Source organism: Alicyclobacillus shizuokensis NBRC 103103 (genome assembly GCF_001552255.1).
In the GTDB taxonomy this organism is placed as follows: Bacteria; Bacillota; Bacilli; order Alicyclobacillales; family Alicyclobacillaceae; genus Alicyclobacillus_G; species Alicyclobacillus_G shizuokensis.
The window spans coordinates 92,726-113,880 of record NZ_BCQV01000012.1; the positions used below are offsets into that span (position 1 = coordinate 92,726).

General features: G+C 57.4%; 16 protein-coding genes, 1 pseudogene and 1 riboswitch. Of the genes and pseudogenes, 2 read left to right on the plus strand and 15 right to left on the minus strand.

The genetic code is table 11. From position 1 onward, the window contains the following. Positions 1 to 98: 98 nt before the first annotated feature. Entirely contained in the window at positions 99 to 2,156 is a 2,058-nt protein-coding gene (locus ASH01S_RS06400; protein WP_067925318.1) for a peptide ABC transporter substrate-binding protein, read from the minus strand. 512 nt (positions 2,157 to 2,668) lie between these two features. On the opposite strand from ASH01S_RS06400, the gene ASH01S_RS06405 reads away from it, so the two are divergent. Further along, complete coding sequence (locus ASH01S_RS06405; protein ID WP_067925320.1) at positions 2,669 to 3,286, plus strand: polysaccharide deacetylase family protein; 618 nt, start codon at positions 2,669 to 2,671, stop codon at positions 3,284 to 3,286. 151 nt (positions 3,287 to 3,437) lie between these two features. After that, positions 3,438 to 4,064 (plus strand): YesL family protein, encoded by a 627-nt coding sequence (locus ASH01S_RS06410; protein ID WP_067925323.1) that lies wholly within the window; start codon positions 3,438 to 3,440, stop codon positions 4,062 to 4,064. Between the two features lie 164 nt (positions 4,065 to 4,228). Here the strand turns inward: ASH01S_RS06410 and ASH01S_RS06415 are convergent, their stop codons facing one another. From ASH01S_RS06415 to ASH01S_RS06480, 14 genes and pseudogenes are all read right to left on the minus strand, one after another. Then, a complete protein-coding gene (locus ASH01S_RS06415) occupies positions 4,229 to 5,986 on the minus strand; it encodes a methyl-accepting chemotaxis protein (protein WP_067925327.1) in 1,758 nt (585 codons plus the stop codon). 135 nt (positions 5,987 to 6,121) lie between these two features. Next, positions 6,122 to 6,206: riboswitch (cyclic di-GMP riboswitch) on the minus strand. Between the two features lie 158 nt (positions 6,207 to 6,364). Then, on the minus strand, positions 6,365 to 7,657 hold the full coding sequence (locus ASH01S_RS06420) for an MFS transporter (protein WP_169794190.1): 1,293 nt from the start codon (positions 7,655 to 7,657) through the stop codon (positions 6,365 to 6,367). A 121-nt stretch (positions 7,658 to 7,778) separates the two neighbouring features. Continuing rightward, positions 7,779 to 9,230, minus strand: coding sequence for a UbiD family decarboxylase (locus tag ASH01S_RS06425; RefSeq protein ID WP_067925333.1), 1,452 nt, complete (start codon positions 9,228 to 9,230; stop codon positions 7,779 to 7,781). A gap of 304 nt (positions 9,231 to 9,534) precedes the next feature. Further along, complete coding sequence (locus ASH01S_RS06430) at positions 9,535 to 10,275, minus strand: IclR family transcriptional regulator (RefSeq protein WP_245628957.1); 741 nt, start codon at positions 10,273 to 10,275, stop codon at positions 9,535 to 9,537. A gap of 80 nt (positions 10,276 to 10,355) precedes the next feature. Then, on the minus strand, positions 10,356 to 10,913 hold the full coding sequence (locus ASH01S_RS06435; protein WP_067925339.1) for a UbiX family flavin prenyltransferase: 558 nt from the start codon (positions 10,911 to 10,913) through the stop codon (positions 10,356 to 10,358). A 384-nt stretch (positions 10,914 to 11,297) separates the two neighbouring features. After that, the gene (locus ASH01S_RS06440) at positions 11,298 to 12,848 is read right to left on the minus strand and encodes an extracellular solute-binding protein (RefSeq protein ID WP_067925342.1); all 1,551 of its coding nucleotides are present in this window, start codon (positions 12,846 to 12,848) and stop codon (positions 11,298 to 11,300) included. Positions 12,849 to 12,880: 32 nt separating this feature from the next. Next, a complete protein-coding gene (locus ASH01S_RS06445) occupies positions 12,881 to 13,738 on the minus strand; it encodes a carbohydrate ABC transporter permease (RefSeq protein WP_067925345.1) in 858 nt (285 codons plus the stop codon). An 11-nt stretch (positions 13,739 to 13,749) separates the two neighbouring features. After that, positions 13,750 to 14,709, minus strand: a pseudogene (locus tag ASH01S_RS06450) (ABC transporter permease). Between the two features lie 140 nt (positions 14,710 to 14,849). Further along, a complete protein-coding gene (locus ASH01S_RS06455) occupies positions 14,850 to 16,091 on the minus strand; it encodes a hypothetical protein (protein ID WP_067925348.1) in 1,242 nt (413 codons plus the stop codon). 94 nt (positions 16,092 to 16,185) lie between these two features. After that, on the minus strand, positions 16,186 to 16,890 hold the full coding sequence (locus ASH01S_RS06460; protein ID WP_067925351.1) for an enolase C-terminal domain-like protein: 705 nt from the start codon (positions 16,888 to 16,890) through the stop codon (positions 16,186 to 16,188). Between the two features lie 60 nt (positions 16,891 to 16,950). Next, positions 16,951 to 17,652, minus strand: coding sequence for a GntR family transcriptional regulator (locus ASH01S_RS06465; RefSeq protein WP_245628952.1), 702 nt, complete (start codon positions 17,650 to 17,652; stop codon positions 16,951 to 16,953). Positions 17,653 to 17,654: 2 nt separating this feature from the next. After that, the gene (locus ASH01S_RS06470; protein ID WP_067925354.1) at positions 17,655 to 18,731 is read right to left on the minus strand and encodes a Gfo/Idh/MocA family protein; all 1,077 of its coding nucleotides are present in this window, start codon (positions 18,729 to 18,731) and stop codon (positions 17,655 to 17,657) included. A gap of 19 nt (positions 18,732 to 18,750) precedes the next feature. After that, positions 18,751 to 19,914 carry a Gfo/Idh/MocA family protein gene (locus tag ASH01S_RS06475; RefSeq protein WP_067925357.1) on the minus strand — a complete coding sequence of 388 codons (1,164 nt, stop codon included), beginning with the start codon at positions 19,912 to 19,914 and terminating at the stop codon, positions 18,751 to 18,753. 216 nt (positions 19,915 to 20,130) lie between these two features. After that, positions 20,131 to 21,144, minus strand: coding sequence for an endo-1,4-beta-xylanase (locus ASH01S_RS06480; RefSeq protein WP_067925360.1), 1,014 nt, complete (start codon positions 21,142 to 21,144; stop codon positions 20,131 to 20,133). Positions 21,145 to 21,155 lie beyond the last annotated feature (11 nt).

Sequence of the window (21,155 nt, forward strand, 5' to 3'; positions counted from 1 at the left end):
CCGTCCTCCAACCGTGCTCGCTGGCGGCAGGGGACGGGTGGTTGGGCGGTCGCGGAAGCACGGCCACCCACGCCCACTGAAGTTGCAAGCTCACCCGTTCAGCCGCTGGTATCCTTTCCATTGTCCACTGTCAGGTACTGCAACTGGAAGAAGTTCGCCCACGCAAATCGGTTGGCCACCACATTGTGCACCCAAGGCTTGGCCAAGTAGGTATTCATCGAATCATACAAGGGCACCATCCACGCGTTGTCGATAATGGACTGAGCAAGCTTGCCCGCATCGGCGGCTGCCTGAGCGTCGTTGTCGTAGAACTGCTCCTTCGTGTTCCACACAAACCAGTTGTATTCGGTCTGATTCCGGTGCTGATCTTTCCATACCTGTATGTCCAGTCCGTCCGGGTTTCCACCGCTATTGGAAGCACCACCGACCCAGTTCCATGCGTCGGCCCAAGCCTGGTGCTTGTCAGCATCCGTCTTGGCGTCCTTCCAGCGCTGCACATAGGCGTTCCAAGTCTGCGAATACGGAACAACCGGGGTCAGATATTTCTTGATGTCTGGATCTGTCTGTCTATTCCTATAATCTGTGAGGTACTTGGCGTCCTGTTCATACGCTTTCTGCAAGGGCACCCAATCCGACCACGAGATGCCCTTGCTCTTGTCGTCCGGATTGCCATACTTGGCCACAGAGTAGGGGTTGTGGTCAACGATTGCGGTCTTTCCTACATAATTCCGAAATTCATAGTGAAAGTCGTACCAACTACCCTGCGCAGCACCCAGGTCCGCGTTGGCCGGGCTGGGCCAGTTGAGCGCCTGATTGAACATCATGTAGCCAGGATTGACGCCTTTCTGGTAATTGCCCCACACGTAGTCGCCATACACCTGACTGGATAGCGGTTCAATCTTGAAATTGATGTTCAGGTTTTGCTTGAGCTGCTGCTGAACGGACTCTGCCGCCAGCACCGCATTGCGATTGTCGTTCTGGGTCGGTGTGTACAACTCAAATGTGGGCAGCCCTTTGCCATTGGGGTACCCAGCCTGCGCCAAAAGCTTCTTGGCGTCCTCGACGTTCATCTTGATGCCCTTTTGATACTTCGTCGGCGTCCAGGAGGAAGGCCCAAACACGTCTGTCGGATTAGCCATGCCACTTAGCGCCTCGACAACCTTGCTGCGGTCTATCGCTTCGGCGATGGCCTTGCGCACCAGCGGGTTGTCCAACGGTGACTTGTCAAGGGACTTGTCAAACGCAAACGCGTACACGTCATAGTTGGGAACCTCGTGCAGCTCCCCCTTCAGATTACTCTGGGCATACTTAAAGTCGGAAGGATTATTAATCTGAACCACATCCAACTGATTGGCCTTGTAGGCTTGCAGGGGAGAGCTGGGCGCCGGCACAATGTTGATGGTTTGCACATTGCCGACATTCTCAACCTTCTTATTGCCGACGTAATTCTTGTTCCGCGTCAAGACGATCTTGCCGTTCGGCTTGAAGGAGGACACCACATAGGGGCCGTTCCCGACAAAATACTGTGGCAGGTACCAATTGGTAGGGTGCTTTTCCACCACCTTCTTGTTCAACGGCATGGCCGAAGCCAGCGCCAATTGAGTCGGCAGGCCGTAGTTCGGCGTCTGCAATTGAATCTGAATCTCATAGTCGTTGATCACCCTGATTCCCACGTCGCTCGCCTTGGCGCTGCCGGTGTGATAGTTTGTCGCATTCTTGACCGACGTCACGAAGCTCGCCCACAGCTGAGCGCTCGTGTTTTTCGGGTCCAGCATGCGCATCCAGGCGTAGTAGAAGTCATTCGCTGTCACCGGATCGCCATTGCTCCACTTGGCGTCCTTGCGCAGATAGAACGTCCAGGTCAATCCGTCTTTCGACACCGTCCAGTGGTCCGCCACCTTGGGGACAATCTTCAGGTTCTTGTCGTATCCGGTCAATCCTTCCAGGACCGTCCCTTGATCAATGAGAATCTGCGCCTGCCAAGCGGTCGGGTCGAGCGATGTTATCGGAGGCAACGCCACCGTCACCGAATCGTGCTTCTGCGAGCTGCCATTGGATGAACACCCAGCCAAGGACAGGCCAGCCACCATTGTCAGCGTCACCGCGGCCGCTCCAGACATTGTCGTGTACCTTTTTGCACTCGGCTTCTTCGACATCCTTTCCCCTCCTCGAATCGGCCATGGAACCCAACATGCGAAGCGATTAGTTTTGATAACCAACAAACAAATATAGGTACACCGACCGCCACTGGAGAGATAAAAGCATCGTTCACATGCAGCGGGCACGTGTTGTGATGATGTTCCTCATCAGAGACCCCCGTTGTACTTCCACATTGATCATCCCGACAGGCTGCCACCTCCTCACAACATTGCAATTAGTTCGCAAATACAATGATAGCGATTACTTCTTGATTCAACCATGTAAAGAGGTAGATTTTTTTGGTCTAAATGTGTGATTTTTTGCATAACAATCGACAACAAGCACCATCCCCCCACGTCTGACGAGGAAGTCAGAATCTCCAGGAGATGCAGCGGGCGGTTGTAGATACGTCTGCGACCAAGATGCCCCAGGGCGCCCCTTCTCCGCAGGCAGCCACGGGTGCTCGCCGATGCGCGTTTTTCGTGGTATCTGTATAAGAAACCGACCAATGGGTATGGGAGGAGCCGCGATGGAGGTAAACGCTCATTCCGCTGGCCAAAGGCGACGGGGCTTGGCTCTGACGTTTGACGATGGCCCCGATGAGGAGTATACACCGTTCATTATTGACATCCTGAACCACTACCGTATTCCGGCAATATTCTTTTGTCTGGGTCAACAGGTTGAAAAGTACCCGGACGTCCTGCGTCGGATGGCGAACACCGGTCATACAGTTGGCAACCACTCCTGGAGCCATCCGGATCTCACCAAGCTGAGTGCCGACGACGTTTGCTCTGAACTCATGGACACCGACGCGGTAATCCGGGAATGCCTTGGCGTCTCTCCACGATTTGTTCGACCACCCTACGGAAGTACGCACGATGCGTTGGATTCGTACATTCGCAGCCTGGGTTTTGAAGTGGTGCTGTGGGATATCGACTCCCACGATTGGACAGGAATTCCCGGTTCGGAGATTGCGCGCAATGTTGTCCCACGGCTGCGGCCTGGATCCATCATTCTGCAACACTGCTCGGGGCGTGTTAAGGGCACCACGGAAGCCCTACCCTATATCATCGAAATTGCGCTCGGTATGGGCTACACTTTCACGAGCCTTGAGCATATCATCGGATCACCCCCTTATCGGCATTGAATCCTCACCTCACCGGCGTACCGAGAGATTTGCCGGTTGTCTTGGCGACCCGTTTTCGCGCATACTACTAGTTATACGGCGGATGCCAGGCGCGGATGAAAAGGGATTCATGCGGTTCAAGAAACAGAATTGCGAATAGGATGTGGAAACCGTGTTTCAGTTGGACGGATTCCTCTATCGGGCGTGCAAGTGGATTTACAACCTGTTCCTCCTGAATCTACTGGTACTGGTCAATTGCATCCTGATAATCACCGTCTACCCGGCAACGGCGGCGGGGTTTGCCATCGTCCGGCAGTGGTTGAAAGGGAACGATCCGCCCGTGCTCCGCACCTATTATCGATATTACCGGGAGAACTTCAAGCAGAGTCTCATCACAGGGTTGGTGATGACCGCGGTTGGCGTGATTTTGTATGTGGACCTTCGCATCGCTGTCCACCTGCAGAGTTCGTTCAATTTGATAGTCATCCTGTTTTTTGGCATCCTCACTGTGATCTACAGTTCCGCAGCAGTGAGCCTGTTCCCGCTCATGGTTCACGGATACTACACGCACGGGCGGTTACTCGTCACCAGCCTCAAACTGGGTCTGTACAAGTTCCACCTCACGTTTCTCAACCTTGTCTGTCTCGGTGCCCTGCTGTTCGTGTCCTTGCGCTTCACATTTCTCCTGTTTTTCTTCTTCATGAGCGTGTGCATCTTTATCACGTATTGGTTTGCGGAGCGTAAGTTTGCGCAACTGTGGGCGGCGCAGCAACAGATAGCGGACAGCCACAGCGCATAACTGGCGGCCGCTAGACAAGGCGGCGAACGATGCGGGGAGAATGGTGCCTCAGAGCCGCCAGAAGCTTGACAAAAATGCTCCAGCAAAGGCTGACCTTTCAAAGGCCGACCTTTGCTTGGAGCCAGAATGGCTTCCGCCAGGTGTTTCCTGTGTGGAATAGACGGTCACATCTTGAACTGACCGACCAGCGTCTGCAATTGCTCCGCCATCCGATTCAGAGACTGGGCTGAAGCCGAAATCTCCTCCATCGACGCCAATTGTTCCTCGGTGGACGCGAACACCGTCTGCATCCCGGCCGAGGTCGAGTCGGTGACGGTGGATACGTTGCCCATTAGTGTCTGCAGCTGCTCCGCCCTATCGGTCAATTGCCGTACTGACGCAAACACCTCTTCGAACTGCCGTACCACTTCCGAGACCGATTCACCAATTTGCCCAAATGATTCGCCCGCGTCGTGAACGGCGTGGAGTCCGGCGCTGACCTCGGACGTGCTGGCCTCCATCGACTGTACGGCAGCCTGACTCTCCTGTTGAATGCTGGAGATCAAATCAGCAATCTGCTGCGCCGACTGACTGGAGTGCTCCGCCAGCTTGCGCACCTCTCCGGCGACGACGGCGAAGCTCCGCCCATGCTCTCCGGCTCGCGCGGCCTCAATGGCGGCATTCAGCGCCAACAGGTTGGTCTGCTCCGCAATGTCGGTGATGACTTCAACAATCCGACCGATCTCCTGCGACCGCTCACCGAGACCTCTGACGACGACGGCCGCCTGATCGACAATTTCCTGGATGGAACTCATCTGCGCGTGCACGGACTGTATGGAGTCGTTCCCCAACTTGGAGATTTCTACCGCCTTCGCAGCCGATGCCGACGCCTCCTGCGCATTGTGGGCAATCTGTTCCATGGCGCCCGCGATGTGGTTCACGGCGTTTGCCCCTTCTCCAACGGTGTGTACCTGCCGCTCGGCGCCCGCGGCTACATCCTGTGCAGTCTGTGTCACCTGCTCCGTCGCCCGCATGTTCTCCTCCGCGCTTGCCGACAGTTCTTCGGCGGATGCCGCCAGTTGCTCGGAAGTTTCGCTGATGTTCTTAATCAGGTCGCGCAGGTGATTCATCATGCGGGAAAAGCCGGCCGCCAGGCGAGAAATTTCGTCATTGCCGCGCTTGACCAGAGGTTCCACACTCAGATCTCCCGCGGCGACACGCTCCACCTGATGCGCCATTTTGGTAATCGGCTTCGCGATCCGCCCGGCAAGCCACAGACTCGCCAGGGCACCCAGAACGACCTCCAGCACCAGGACAATCAGCAACATGTGCAGCACCTGGTTGGCAGGAGCCTCAAAATCCGCCATATACGACCCGGCGGCCACATTCCAACCCCAATCCGGGTCTTTTTGAACGTAGACAATCTTCTTGGCCACGCCCTTGGAATTCGGCAGCGGCCACATGTACGTCAGATACCCGCCGCCTTTGGCAGCCAACCGGACCATCTCCCGACCCGACATGACACCGTCGACGGTCTTCTGGTTCCAGTTGTCCTGTCCCTCCACCAGAGGATTCATCAGACTGACGGCGTGATCATTGATGGCGATGATGTATCCGTTGGACCCTATCTTAAACCTGGGATTGATAGGCCGGTGCCCCTGCTTATCCTTTGGGCCCAGAACCTGTTCCTTCACCATTTCTTGAGCAGCCGCCAAGGTCATCCTGCCGGCCTTCACCTGCATGTTGGCTTCGTCAATCAGTGCGAACACATGCAGGACATCCTGTTTCAACTGCTGCTCACCGGCAGCCTCCAGTTGCTTCTTCGTGATCTCATAGGTTACAAGGCCAATTACCAGGCTTGGAATCATCAGCATAGCCAGCGACATGGCTAGGAGTTTGATGCGCAGCGACGACAAGAAGACACCCAGCCTGAGGTTGTTCATGAATGCAATCCCCCTACCACCATGGATCTTCATTGTTGTCTAGTCCCCAAGTGCCGAGCGTCAGATGCAGCAAAAAAAGCAACCTGCGCATGGACGTACGGTTGCCTGACCGATCACCTGTAATTGTCTGGATGATGTGGCAACCCGGCTGCCATAGACATACGTCCGTAGACCCGTGGCTTTGCGTCCCAGCGTTTCCGCTGGTTTGCCCTGTTCACAATCTGTAAAATATAGATTTTCCTATCGGAACACTCTGCCTCGACAGTGAATCTGACGATCCGTTATTTCTTTCGTCAACCTACACCCTGAACCCACACTTCGATTATGTAAATCCAGGTCTTCATAGCAGGAATTCAGGCACAATTTCAGATACTGATTTCAATCTTCAAGCGCCACAGCTCCAGATACAGGTTCCTCCAATGCCTCCACCTCGTACGTACGCTCCACCTTGCCCAGCAGAATGACGTAGGCGAGTGCGCCCAACAGCGCTACAGCTCCGGTGATGATGAGCGGGATTCGGAAGCTGTGAAACGCGCCGTACAGCGCACCGGTGATGAGGGGTGCGAACGATGCACCCATGTTGCCACCGAAGTTCTGCAACGAGCTGACCGAGGAGACCACCTTGGGCGGAGCCAGGTCCATGGGCAGGGAGTTCACGCTCCCGGTCACGAGCCCCATCGCAGCCATGGTGAGTACCAAAAACACCACCGTCATCGTTGACGAAGTGCTGTAAGCGGCAATGAGCACGCAAACGGTGCTGAGCACAAGACCGCCTCCGATGATCGTCTTACGTACCATGGTCCGGTTCCCGCCACGGTTCACCCAGGCATCCGCCAACCATCCACCGAGAATGGTCGTGACGATGGACACAATAAAGGGCAGCGCACTGAGAGAGCCGCTCTGACCGATGCTCAGGTGTTCCTGCAAAACCAAAATCCCCGGCAGCCAGGTCAAGAACACATATAGCACGTACAGATACCCAAATTGACCGATGATCATCGCCCACGTGTTGCGATATGCGAACAGTCGCCCCCAGGAGACGTTTCCCCCGGCCACAGGCGTGTCCGATGCAGGCTGGATTCCCTTGTCTTTTCGATAGATGAGCAACCAGACTATCGCCCATATCAGGCTAAGGGCGCCTGTAACGAAGAACACCTGCCGCCAACCAAGCCATACCAAGACTGCGGCTGCCAGGGGAAGACCGAGCGTCGGGCCCAATTTGTTCCCCGTGAAATAGAGGCTGATAGCCTTGCTACGGTCGCGCGCCGGAATGTTTTCAATGACAATCCGCGGCGCGGAGGGTAGCAGGGCCGACTCGCCGAGACCGAGCAAGGCTCGAAATGCCGCCAGTACGGGTATCTTCAGAGTGATGGCGGACAGCCAGGTCGCCACCGTCCACAGGACCATGCCGATGGGGAGGACCCGGCGCGGGTGAAAGCGATCAGCGATAGGTCCCGCAGCCAACAGGAACAGTGTCAGCGACCAACTGAAGATGGACTGCAGCAGACCCAGTTGCTGAGAGGTCATGATGTGGTGCTTAACCCAATAGGCTCCAACGATAGAAATGTTGACTCGGTCGATAGCCGAGATGACCAACGCCGCGAGAAGCATCAATACAATGGCCCACTGATACACGGACCAAGTTGAACCGCGAGACTCAGGCCTCTCCATAACGTACGTCCTTTCCATGGTTCCCGTTTATTTTCCGTGCTGAACGAGACTTCACTCGTCATGACACGGATGTCAAATCCTCTGTCATGAGGCAGAGTGGCGCCAGCACCAGAACGTCCGCTCACAGTGGCAGGACGTCACGCCACTTGGCCCTCACCTCGTCTTGCAGGCGAGCACTGACCTGTGCCACCGGCGGAAAGTCCTGCAGGTGATCAAACGGGCGGCAGGCGTCGATGATGGCTCGCGAGCTGAACATCGCCTTGGACGTGTATGCGACGGACATCGGATCGTTCTTCGAGCCCATCGCGTTGTGGATGATGTCGATATCTCTGGCCGGGTCTGTACGAGTAGCGACCGCCCACATGACTTCGGACAGATTGGACGGATCGATGTCGTCGTCCACCACGACCGAGTAGCGTCCCATGTACGCCCCGACCCCACACTGGCTGAGGACATGGCCACACTGGCGAGCGTGACCGGCGTACCGTTGTTTGATGCTGGCCACGGTGAACATTCGCGCTCCGCCGATTTCGTGCGCCCACACCGACTCAACGCCAGGCACTCCGGCGGCCACCAGGGCATCAAACAGCAGAGCCGAGCGCATCACCGCCTTGGAGTACGAGTAGTCATTGGGTGGTTTGGCCGGCGGACTGCCGACGATGATAGGATGGGACCGGTAGTACACGCGTTCCACCGTCACAACCGGTGCCGATTTCGCCCCAGCCTGGTAATACCCGTGAAACTCGCCAAAGGGACCTTCCAATCGTTCGTCGCCAGGGTAAATCCACCCCTCAAGGACAATCTCCGCGGCAGCCGGGAACGGCAGTCCCGTCAGTTCTCCGTGCACTACCTCCACCGGTTCGTTCAGAATGGCGCCGATATAGTTGAACTCGCACATCCCGTACGGCACCTCGATGCCGGAGATGAGGTAACACAGCGGATGGGCACCAATCACAATGCACACCGGGAATGGCTTGCCCGCCGCTGCATGCTTCTGAAATTGGATTTGCCCGTGCTTCCCGGAGACCATATCCAGGCCCACGTGAGTAGAGTCGTGCACCATCACTCGATACGTCCCCACGTTGATCCAGTCCGAATCGTAGTCCTTCGTCACGACCGCGCAGCCGGTACCGATGTAGCGGCCCCCATCTCCCTCGTGCCACAGAGGAGACGGGAACTTCAGCACATCGACCGCGCCGTCTCTGTCCACATGCTCGAAAACGGGTCCATCCTTCACCGAGATGTAACCAAAGTCGCCAGCTCGTGACTCCCACTCCTTCGGTTTACCCCGCAGCCAACGCACCAGCTCGTTGTGGTCACGAGTGAGCGGCGCACGGAGGAGGGAAGCCAGGCGAAACGGGCTGCTGGTGGTGCATGTCAAAACCCGGAACCCTCGCGGATAGCCCTGGATGTCGTCGAACAGCAGCGCTTTGTTGCCGTCACACCGCACGTTCAACTCACTGATGGCGCCGAGTTCAAGTTCCCAATTGGCGCCCTGGACCACCTGGAGCTCTTCACGCGCCTGCATATCAGCCAACCATGCTCTCAGATCCAACGGATTTCCGTGCGACATGTAACCTCGTCCCTTCCTGGGCTGGGTCCGCGGGCGCCAAAGGCGGCCACACAGACACTTGCTCCCCCAAAATCTCCATAGCCTTGTCCACCGCGGCGATGCCTGGAGAAGCCTATAGGATGACAGTCGTATCCAAGTACATCTGTGACACCGCCTCCGTGTGATGTGGCATCACATGCGGTGGCAACCTCGCCCTCACCTCTCTCACCTCCCTGTCAGGTCGCATGTCCGAAGGATGCTCATGAGCCATTTGGCTGAAAGATCCCAATTGGGAAACGGCCAATGGGACCAGGAACGCGTGAGATCACCAAATGAGCGAGAGCTGCTCCGTGAGAATACCGGCCGCTTTCATCGCTCGCGACTTCACAGCATCAATCCTCTCACCCGTGGCCTCATACATCGGCAGGGTGACCACCACGGCGGCCCGCACCATCCCCTTTCGGTCATGTACAGGGACGGCCAGGCCAAACACGGTTGGATTGACCTCTTCCCGCGATACGGCATACCCTTGCTGACGCACCTGTGCCAGCTCGCGCAGCAATGCGTCCAGATCCGTGATGGTGTGTTCGGTAACAGCCTCCATGCCGCGTTCCTTCATTAACGCCACAACTTCCTCTGTGGGCAGGCTGGCCAACCACACCTTCCCCGCCGCCGTGGCGTGCAGGGGAGCGCTCAATCCGAGCATCGACGCCACCCGTAGGGGTTTGGTACCATCCATCCGCTCCACGTAAATCAGTTCGCGGTTTTGCTCCACTGCAAACTGCACACTCTCTCCGGTCTGACGGACCAACTCCGCGAGCACTGGCTGCACGATGTCCTCCAACTCTGTGTGATCCTTGTACCGCAGCGCCATCGCCACAAACTTGAATGAAACGGTGAATCGGTCTGTCCGCTCGTCCTGGATGACATACCCCATGTCTTGGAGCGTGGAGAGAATTCTCGACACATCCGCCTTGTGAATCTTCAAGGCATTCGCCAGCTCCATCACGCCCATGCCATCCGGCGCCTGGACCAGCGCGTCCAACAGTTGCATCGTGCGAATCACGGCCAGCAATCGACCATCCCCATTCCAGTTAGATTTTGGTGCCGCGTCACCATAGATCGCAGACTGGCCACCCTCCGTGACTAATCCGCTTTCCATCGTTTGATCAGATTGGACTCTATCCCAAACTGATCGAGTGCTCGGGCCACGATGTGATTCACGATGTCATCGACACTCGTAGGTCGATTGTAAAATGCCGGCATGGGCGGAACAATGGATACGCCAATCTCCGCCAAGCTTAGCATGTTCTCCAAGTGAATGGCGCTAACAGGCGTCTCGCGCGGAACCAGCACCAGCTTCCGTGACTCCTTGATGGTAACGTCGGCTGCCCGCATAATCAGATTGTCCGCGAGTCCCATACGTATACTGGCGAGTGTCTTCATGCTGCACGGGACCACAATCATCCCGTCGACGGGAAACGAGCCACTCGACACGGCCGCAGCTTGGTCGGCCGCTGAATAGACATGGGTGGCCAGCTGCTTGACATCGGCCAGCGACCAGTCGGTCTCCTGATGAATGGTAGCTTCCGCCCACTTGCTCAGAATCAAGTACGACTCGACATGTAACGCTCGCAAAACTTCAAGGGTGCGAATCCCGAGGATGGCCCCGGAGGCACCCGTGATTCCCACGATCAGACGCATACCACCGCTCCTAAAAACTTCTACGCTTTCGCGCGTTTATGGTCTCCGCGATTCCGGCGACCTCCACCAACACGCCGCGCGAGCCATGCCGGTGATGATGCGCACTCGGAACAGATATCTGTAACTTCGGTATCAATGACACCGAGAGCAATACCGTTCTTCACAATCAGATGTGAAACCAAGTTGACGCAACTGAGTTACAATTATATTAGCAAGATAGAATTGAAGATGCAACGGACTTTTCCAACTTGCCGCAGCCATAGGGGGTGGTGGCGTCAACCGTTGCCGTATGGGTGTGGAAGAAACCGACGTTCCAAAGGCAAAGGGTTGCCACATGGGCAGCCCTTTGCCTTCACGAATAACTCATGTTTTGCCTGGTCATGGTTATTTCTGTTGCTTCGCGTATGCTTCAGCATACTCCTTCGCGATCTGGTCTCCGCCCTCCTCATGCCATTTCTTGACCTGCGCCTTCCACTGCTGCACCGTGATCTTGCCGAGCAAGAACTGCGTGTTGGCATCGGTCAGTATTTTGTCGAGCTGCGCGCCGCGCTGTTGGTACGTCGGCGAGGTCAGCGTATAGGTCGGGTCCGTGACGACATACTTGTCGTTCTCTTCGACCAGCTTGTTGGTTAGCTGGTCAATTGCGCTGAGATTCGCGGCCGGTATCGCATACGTAGTCGGATCCACAACGCCTAACGGAAAGCGGTACGGGTATGCCACCGTATCGTTATAGTCCGAGTTCGGGTTAATAACCGCCTTTCCGTTCTTGACGGTATAGTCCTTGCCTTTAATTCCGTAGGCGAGCAGGTTGGCCATCGGACGGTCGTCGAGTTTTTCAAAGAAGTTGAGGATTTGCTTCAGCTGCGCCTCGGTCTTCACAGCCGACTTCGGAAACATGAGCTCCCCATTGTAGCCAGGACCTGCGGGTACACGGATCTGGCCATCCGGGGCCGCGAGCGCGCTAAACGCGGTAATCTCCGCCTTAGGGTTATTCTGCTTCAGGCTAGCCAGGTACGCGTCGCCCGTGTTCGATGTGTTGCCGATGGCGCCCGCCTTTCCGTCAAAGAAGTACCCTTCCCATTGGGGTCGCTGGATGACCGCCGAGTCGGAGTTGACCAAATGCTCATCGTACAATTTCTTCTCAAATTCCAATCCCTTCAGGTACTGTGGCGTGTCCACATCCTTAATGAACTTCCCGTTGACGACTTTCCAATTGTTCGGCGCTCCGAAGGCGACGGCGAATGAGTCGACAGTCGTCGAGAATGCAGTCGTCACCGACAGGCCAAACGTGTCATTCTTGCCGTCCTTGCCCGGATCGTCGTGGGTAAACTTTCGCAGCATGTCCAGGTACTGGTCAAGGGTCTTCGGGACCTGGAGGCCGAGGTTTTTCAGCCAGTCGGCGCGCACAAAGGTGACGTTCCGCGCCAGCGGACGGACCCGCGGCAAACCGTACAGGTGACCATTCACCTCCGCGTTCTTCAGGATAATCGGATTGATGTTGAACAACTTCGGGTACTGCTTGATGTACGGAGTGAGATCCCAAAACTGCCCCTGCTGAATCGCATTGAGCAGCCAGGATGAACCTTGCGCGTGCGGATCGGCCGCGATGACATCCGGCAAATCGCCGGAGGCCACCATCACCGGCAGCTTTTGATTGTACGTCGTGCTGGGCAGCTCCTGAATCTTCAACTTGGTATTCGTGTACTTCTCGATGGCCTTCTCTACTTCGTTTCCGGGCTTCGGCACCTCCTTGCCATCGAAGTTCAGGGACATGGTGATGGTCACCGGTTCGCCAGAGTTGGAGTCGGAGGACGCTCCGCTGTTGCTGGTGTTTCCGCCGGAGGAACCCCCGCAACCGCTTACAATGGTCGTCAAGAACAGCGCCCCTGCCGCAACCGCACTACCTGTCATCACCGACTTCTTCTTTGCTTCCATTTCATCTTCGACCTCCTTATTTTTCTGTCAGCTCAGCCTTTGACTGAACCTATTAGCATACCTTTCGCAAAATGTTTTTGCAGGAAAGGATATACTATCAAAATGGGAATGGTGGACACGACGATGACGGCCATGCGCACACCTTGTCCAAAGACTTGTACTGCATCGGCTGAACCGGCGGCGTTGCCGAAGCCGCCTGAGGCCAACACCACGATCTGTTGCAGCAGCACTTGTATGGGCCACTTGGTCTGATCATTGATATAAAGAATGGCATTGAAGTATTGGTTCCAGATGCCAACCGCGTATAACAACCCAAACGCGGCCAACACGGGCAGCGAGAGCGGCAGCACCACCCGGAACAGAACGCCCAATTCGGTGCACCCGTCTATCCGCGCCGCTTCCTTCAAGTCCTCTGGGATTTCGAGGAAAAAGTTTTTCATGATAATGAGATAGAAGCTGCTGATAAGCCCTGGAATCATGAGCGACCATAGGGTATTTATCATCCCCAGGTCTTTCACCACGAAATAGGTAGGAATCATGCCGCCGTTGAACAGCATGGTGAACAGGACCAGCAAGAGAAAGAACCTACGGCCCGGCAGTTTCCGGTGGGAAAGGGCGTAGGCGGATAACGCCGTCGCAACCAGACTGAGCACCGTGCCGACGACCGTGATGTAAATGGATATACCCAGACTGCGCACAAACGTGTCGGTCGAGAACAGGTATCGGTAGGCGCTGAGCGTAAACGACTTTGGGATGATGTCATCCGTCGCGGAAAACGAGGCGACCACCACGTAGACAAACGGCAGTAAAGTGGCGAGCGACACCAGCGTGAGCAAAACAATGTTGGCTGCGTCGAAGGCGCGCCCGGCAAAGGTGCGTTCATTCACCACGCTATCCCCCCTCAATAGATTCCTTCCTCGCCGAATAATTTCGCCAGCTTATTGGCGCCGAGCACCAAAATCAAACCGATGACCGACTTGAACAGCCCGATGGCGGCACTGTAGCTGAATTGCCCCTACTGCAGGCCGAGCGTGTACACGTAGGTATCGAAGACCTCGCCCACGTCTCGGTTCATAGCGTTGAGCATCAGCCAGATCTGCTCAAAACCGACGTCCAAGAAGCTGCCCAAACGAAGAATGAACATGACGATGATGACGCCGCGGATGGCGGGCAGCGTCACATGCCAAAGCTGCTGCAGTCGGTTGGCTCCGTCGATGCGAGCGGCCTCGTACAGTTCCACGTTCACCCCGGCCAGCGCGGCGAGAAAGATGATGGTGCCCCAACCGGTTTCCTTCCAAATGTCCTGAATCACGATGAGCGGCCGGAACCAGGCGCTATTCTCCAAAAAGTTCACCTGGTGCAATCCCACCATCTTGAGCAACTCATTGACCAAGCCTCCCTGCGTCGTCAACAGCATGTACGTGATGCCGACAACGACGGTCCAGGAAAAGAAGTGCGGGATGTAGATGAGCGTCTGCACAGCGCTTTTGAACCAGCGCAACCTCAGCTCATTCAGAAGCAAAGCCACAATAATCGTGCACGGAAAGAAGAACACGATGTTGTAGACCGCCAAAATAAACGTGTTGCGAAACAGCTGCCAAAAGGCCGGATCTGAGAAGAAGCGTTGAAAATTTTCCAATCCGACCCACTGGCTGTCTAGCACCCCCTGAAACGGTTGATAGTTTTCAAACGCCATGATCACGCCCCACATCGGCCAATACTTGAAGATGATGAAGTAGGCAAAGCCGGGGAGGAACAGGGCGTATATCCAGCGTTCCTTCCACACGCGTCGCCACAACTCGTGCACTTGACGGGGCTTCGCCTTAGGCACCGGCTGTTCGGAAATCACTGGGCCTGTCATGACATCGCTCATATAAGCCACCACCTCCATACTAGTATGTAAGAAGATGTCGAATGTCGAAATGTACAGGTTTCTCATTGGTACCCGGACCAGCGCCGCGAAACCACGGGGCTGGCGTTTCCAGGTGTTCAGCCGGAAGACTAGGCCCATCCAACGAATTGCTTAAAGTTCCCCGAGAACAATCGCTCGACGTCGCGGCGGACGACCTCTTCAGTCACCGGCCAACCGGAATCCTGTAGGGACTGATACTTGTCGACCAGGACGCGCGTGAGCACACGGCGGGCTCGCTGCCATTTGTAAATCAGGTGTTCCAACACCCGAGCGTCCGAATGCTGCGCCACGAAAGTGGGACCGAGAAGCTCCAGTCGCATGCGAGTGATTTCCTCCACCAGGGTGTCGGTGTTGACAAACCACCAACAACCAAATGGCATCAGATTATGGAACTTGCGCGCGGCGACGACCAAGGCGTGCTGGTTCTCGCGGGCCAACATGCTGACCAGAAACCGGTTATCTGGGTAATCCGCGCACAGCGACTCCACTGGCCGCACATCCGCCTGGACCACGCTGTCCCCCGCGTCGTGCAGTGCTGGATTCACCCGTCGCCGGGCGCCAATCATCAGGGACAGCGGGATTCCCCGCTCTCGGCAGAACGGCAGCACCACCTCCCGCAGGATGCGCCCGCGCGGCCCAGTTTCCTCCGGATAGGTCAGGTCGTCGGCCGCCGAAAATGCGACATACACAGGATGCACGGCATCGGCACAGTCCTCCAGGAAGCGGCGTAATTCGGCGATGGAACGTCCGGACAGAGATGGGTCAACGTCGTAACCTTTCCCCGCGAGCACAGGCGCCACTGTAGAGTACTGATTCATCAGCCTGTCGATCCGTAGGGACGCGAGAAACCTCTTGTCCATCGTGTCCATTGCCTGCCAAAATGCGGTTTCTTGGTCATCGAACGGATCGTTCGTCATGACGATGTGCGTCACGTTGGCCAGGTTCATGATGCGGGAAATATACTCAGCCGTGGGCACGTCAGACAGCGTCTCGCGCAGAGCGGTCAGCGTCAGTCGGTCGGTATCACAGCCCATCGCCCGCGCCATCTCAATGACGCCAGACGCGGCCTCGCTCACGGGTGAGGTATCGCGAAACAGGGCGTTCCAGACCACCTCGGCCCGCTGCGCCTTGGAGAGCGCCCAAAACTTCCGGTAGGGCATATGATGAACGCGGAACGATTCGGACACCAAATAGTGAAAGTTTAAGGCTGCGTCCGCCCCGCACAACAGCAGAGATCCCATCTCCGGCGCGTACAGGTGCGTGTGCATATCGAACGCTGGGGTTTCGGACACCACGCGGGCCACCAGCGACGCCAAATCCTCATTCACCACGAATCATCTCCTCCTTTCTTCTGGGCACCGGTTACACGTAGCCGTTTGCCAGCAGAACGCCTCCGTCGACAATCAGCGTGGTGCCGGTACATGTTCATCCCTCCTCGACGGCCGTGCGCCCGTATTCGTTGTTCGGGTTGGCCCACCGGTCGTTCGGAATCAACGGGAACCAGCCAGGGCGGGCGGGATCGCGATCATACGGGTAGCCTCCCAGCCGTTTGAATTCCTCCGCGTACTGGCCGAGTTTGTCGGGATCCAGCGTCACACCCAGCCCGGGCCCGTCGGGAACCTCGATGCAACCGTCCACATACGAAAACTTGCCGCCGGCTATGATGTCGTCCCGCAGGTGATGGTAATGGGCGTCGGCACTGAACGTCAGGTTGGAAAGCACCGCCCCCAGATGCAACATGGTGGCAAGTTGGATACCCAGTTCTCCCCCGAACAGCTGGTAAACAGGTACCCCCAGCGCCTTACCCATGATGTCGAGGCAAGCAAATTCGATGGCCGCCAGGACCTGCGTCCGGTTGTTGTAGAGACTGGCGGTTGGATTGGCGATTTTGAACCCCAGCTCCTCCAGAGAAAACGGGTTATGCCCAATCAGATACGGGCGGAGAGCCCGAAACGTCTGCTCGGCGCTCTCGCCACCGCCACCCATCTCTCCGAGACCAACGAGACCCTCGTCGGTCTCCACCTGGACAATGGTCCGCACAAACCGGCCCCAATGGGCGCCGTTGCTGTGGCGCAGCGGCGCTTCCAACGGTGCGCTGACAGTTGTCGCGCGGATGTCTGAAATGCGCATCCACATCCACCTCTTCGCTGTTCCACCTCTTTGCTGTGTCCTTTGTCCCCCAAAACTCCTCTAGTCGCGAAAGTACAAAGGGTATTGGCTCCGCACGACGGCCACGTCCTGTTGCAGCCGGCGCAGGTGGTGCGTCAACAGACTGACCGCTCGCTCCTCGTCGCCAGCCGTGAGCACGGACACCAGCTGTTCGTGTTCCTCTATCAAGGTCTGCACATTCTTCAACTCTTGCAGCGACAGGGTGCGCACGCGGTTGAGGTGGGCCCGCATCTGGGCGACAATCGAGACCAGGGTCCGGTTGTCCGCCGCGGCCATCAGCAGTCGGTGAAACCATTCGTCTGCCTCCAGAAATCCCAGCACGTCGCCGGTCTCGGCCGACTTTCGCTGTGCAGCCAGTGCCGCCTGCACCTCGTCCTTCAGCCGCGCACCCCACTCGTTCGTGTGCCAGCCAACGATGGCCGCTCTGAGCGCACTGACCTCCAAGCTCTCGCGGACAAAGCGGGCCTCTTCCACCTTTTTCTCGGAAATGAGCGCCACCTTCATCCCGCGCTGTGGAAGCACCTCTATCAGTTCCTCGACCAAGAGGGTCCGCACCGCCTCCCGCACCGGCGTCCGGCTCATGTTCAACATGTTGGCCAGCTCATTCTCATATACCGCGCGGCCCGGCTCCAACCGGAGCGACAAAATCGCCTCGCGAATCGCCTCGTACGCCTGTTCACTGAGCGAGCGGCGGTCGGTCTCCATTCCAAACGGATTGGCCACGCTCAACCCTCCAGGCGAACGGCTTGCAGCTGGGCGAGCACCGCCAACTCCGCCGCCCTCAGGGCATGCTCTTGGCTCATTGCCCTCTCTGTGCGCTCCAAGCAATCCAAAATGAGCTCTCCAAAGAACGGGTAGCCGACACGTCCGGATACCGGGATGTGATGCTCGCCTTCATCGTTGACCAGGTAGACGTGGTCACCCTCTGCGTCGCGACCGACGTCGATGTACTTCCGCAGCTCAATGTACCCATGGGTGCCGAGGATGAACGTGCGGCCGTCGCCCCACGTGCGCAAACCGTCTGGCGTAAACCAGTCGACGCGGAAGTATCCCGTGGCCCCGTTGCCCAGATTCAACGCGCAATCTCCGAAGTCCTGAAACTCCGGGAATTCCTTGTACCGATAGTTGGCCACCCGGCTTTGCGCGATGACCGCATCATCGCACCCGGTGTAAAAGAGAACCTGTTCAATCTGGTGACTGCCGATGTCGCACAGGATACCGCCATAGCGATCAGGCTTAAAGAACCAATCCGGCCGTCCGCCGAGGCCGATTCGGTGCGGGCCCATACCGATGACCTGCACCACACGGCCAATCGCACCGTCCGCAATGAGCTGCCCGGCAAAAACCGCGCTCTCCACGTGCAGCCGCTCGCTGTAATACACCGCGTACTTGCGCCCCGTCTCCGCCACCGTCTCGCGCACCTGCCGGACCTGATCCAGGGTGGTCAGCGGCGGCTTGTCGGTGAAGTAGTCCTTGCCGTGGCGCATCACCTGGATCCCAAGCGGCGCCCGGTCGGCGGGCACCTTGGCGCTGGCGACCAGATGCACGCTCGCATCCTGCAGGACCTCCTGCACAGACCTGGCGGCACGGGCCGACGGGTAGGTCCGCTGAAACGCTTTCACCTTTTCCTCGTCTTCGTCATACACCCATTTCAGTTCCCCGCCAGCCTCCAACAATCCGTTGCACATGCCGTAGATGTGGCCGTGATCCAGCCCCACGGCGGCAAACACAAAGTCCCCCTTTTCACAAACCGGGTTGGGTTTTCCTTTCGGGGCATAGTTCATCCCGTCCGCTTTCGACATCGTGACGCCTCCCATCTGCCTACGCGTTGCGCCCATAGGTGCCGCTGGTCGTGATCTCGTTGTCTGCGAAGGAAACGACGGAACTGGTCTTCTCATGAAAGTGCGGCGCCCGCGCCAGCAGCCCATCGTGAGTATAAAATCCATCATCTTCAGCAAGCGGCAGGGTGGCTGGCTCTTCCGTGATGGCTGACTTGTAGATGGCCGTGATGAGCTCTAACGTCCGCCGCCCCTGGATCCCGTCGATCAGCACAGGCTGCCCGGTTTCCAGCGCCGTCAAGACGTTGTCGATTTGCCCCGTATGGCCTTCATAGCGAAGCTCTGGCAGCGAGTCGTAAAAGCCTTGGATGTCCGCTTCCACGTCTGTGGCCCGCTTGGGGAATCCGTTTTCACGCGAGACGGAGGCGTACAATCGCCAAGGCATCGCCACCATCGCCTTCTCCGCCTGAAACACGAGCTGCTGCTCCTCGCCGTGGTGGACGACCGAACTCGTGATATGCGCCAGAGCACCGTTGTCAAACCGCAGCAACGCCAGCGAGATGTCCTCAACTTCCGCATTGTCGTGCGCGAGGTTGGCCATCACCGCCTGTACCTGTGTCGGCATCCCCATCATCCACTGCAGGGCGTCGATATGGTGTACGGCGTGGTTCAAAGTGCATCCGCCGCCCTCGCTCGCCCAGGTGCCTCGCCACCACAGGTCGTAGTAGCTGTGCCCCCGCCACCAATGCGAATCCACCTGCGCGTGCAACACCTTTCCGGCTACCCCGGACTCCAGGACCTGCTTGAGTTTCATCATCGGCGTGCGGAAGCGATTCTGTGCCACCACCGACAGCACCTTGTTCGCCTTCTCAGCCGCCCGCAGCATCTGGTCGCACTCCGCCAGCGAGGCAGCCATCGGTTTCTCGACCAACACGTTCTTGCCAGCCCCGAGACATGCGCAGGTAATCTCCGCGTGCGTCCCCGGCGGCGTGCACACGGAGACCAATTGAATCTCCGGATTGGCCAAGAGTTCGTGATAATCTTTCACCGCCCGCGCCTGCAAGTCGTAGCGCGCGATCTGCTGTTCTGCCTTTTCCGGGTACACATCCGAGACAGCCACAATCTCGGCCCGATTTGGAAACGCAAGATACGCCTCAATGTGGCTGCTGGAAATCGCGCCGGCGCCAATGATGGCCACCTTGATCATGCCAATGCCTCCTTGTTGTATGTAAACTTGCATCCCTCGATAAAGCCTAAAGAGACGAAATCCTTCCACGCAGAATTATACTTGAATTATACTTGTATTCAAGTCATGATAGAAATTTTTGGCCATTTGGCAGCGCCTTAGGAGCCCGCGCCTGCGGCCGGACAGCCCATCCGCAGGTGCGAAGACGACCGACAGACAAAGGCCAGGGCTGTCTCTTTATGGCGCGGTGGAAAGCACACGCCAAAACACCGGTTTCGGCCGCCCATCGGACGCGAACAACAGCGGCCAATTGCCGCGGCCCCGCACGGGAAAGTCGTTCAGCCAGCTGAGATCATCTGTGGTACCCCAGAAGGTCACCGAATCGATGACATTCCGGTACTCGCGGAGCAGCCCGAAGATGGCCTCATACCGTTGGGCCTGGCGCTCCAGCCGCTCGGCCGGGGGTTCCGCCCAGCGCACATCCGTCTCGTTCCAGGCAAACAAAGACACGTCCAGCTCCGTCACCTGCAAGCGTAGGCCCAGACCCGCAAACCGCTCGATGGTGCGGCGAATGTCATCGAGACAAGGACTGTTCAACCCCCAGTGCCCCTGCATTCCGATGCCGTGAACCGGAACTCCGGAGTCCTTAAGCCAGCGTAGGAGACGGTAGATCTTCTCGCGCTTGTCGGGATGGCATTCGTTGTAGTCGTTGTAAAACAGCTGCGCGTGCGGATCGACCTCGTGGGCTATGGCGAACGCCTCGGCGATGTATCCGTCTCCCAAAATGCTGCGCCATGGAGATTCGCGCAGCCAATCCCCACCGCTGTCCGCCACCGCCTCGTTGACCACATCCCAAGCGTAGACTTGGTTCTTCCAGCGGCCCACCACATGTTCGATGTGATCACGCAGACGGCGCCGCAGCTCCGGGGCTGATACAATCTGTCCGCTGCCGTCCTGGAACACCCAATCCGGAGTCTGGTTGTGCCAAACGAGGGTGTGTCCGCGCACCGCCAGGTTGTGCTGTTCGGCGAAACGGACGAGACGGTCGGCTTCTGCAAATGTGTACTCGTCCTCACGCGGATGAACCTCGCTGAATTTCATATGGTTTTCCGCCGTCACGCTGTTGAAATGATGCGCGATGAGCTCCGCATGGCGGGACAGGGCCTGCGGACTCACCGCGGCGCCAATGCGAAAATCCCCGGCAAACGCCTGCGCCAACGACGGCGCCGCCGCGGGCTCATGTTCAGCCATCGCCGTCTTCC

Coding starts and splice junctions, on each gene's coding strand:
- ASH01S_RS06400 (WP_067925318.1), bottom strand. CDS start 2,156: ATGTCGAAGAAGCCGAGTGCAAAAAGGTACACGACAATGTCTGGAGCG.
- ASH01S_RS06405 (WP_067925320.1), top strand. CDS start 2,669: ATGGAGGTAAACGCTCATTCCGCTGGCCAAAGGCGACGGGGCTTGGCT.
- ASH01S_RS06415 (WP_067925327.1), bottom strand. CDS start 5,986: ATGAACAACCTCAGGCTGGGTGTCTTCTTGTCGTCGCTGCGCATCAAA.
- ASH01S_RS06420 (WP_169794190.1), bottom strand. CDS start 7,657: ATGGAGAGGCCTGAGTCTCGCGGTTCAACTTGGTCCGTGTATCAGTGG.
- ASH01S_RS06425 (WP_067925333.1), bottom strand. CDS start 9,230: ATGTCGCACGGAAATCCGTTGGATCTGAGAGCATGGTTGGCTGATATG.
- ASH01S_RS06435 (WP_067925339.1), bottom strand. CDS start 10,913: ATGCGTCTGATCGTGGGAATCACGGGTGCCTCCGGGGCCATCCTCGGG.
- ASH01S_RS06440 (WP_067925342.1), bottom strand. CDS start 12,848: ATGGAAGCAAAGAAGAAGTCGGTGATGACAGGTAGTGCGGTTGCGGCA.
- ASH01S_RS06460 (WP_067925351.1), bottom strand. CDS start 16,890: ATGCGCATTTCAGACATCCGCGCGACAACTGTCAGCGCACCGTTGGAA.
- ASH01S_RS06470 (WP_067925354.1), bottom strand. CDS start 18,731: ATGTCGAAAGCGGACGGGATGAACTATGCCCCGAAAGGAAAACCCAAC.
- ASH01S_RS06475 (WP_067925357.1), bottom strand. CDS start 19,914: ATGATCAAGGTGGCCATCATTGGCGCCGGCGCGATTTCCAGCAGCCAC.
- ASH01S_RS06480 (WP_067925360.1), bottom strand. CDS start 21,144: ATGGCTGAACATGAGCCCGCGGCGGCGCCGTCGTTGGCGCAGGCGTTT.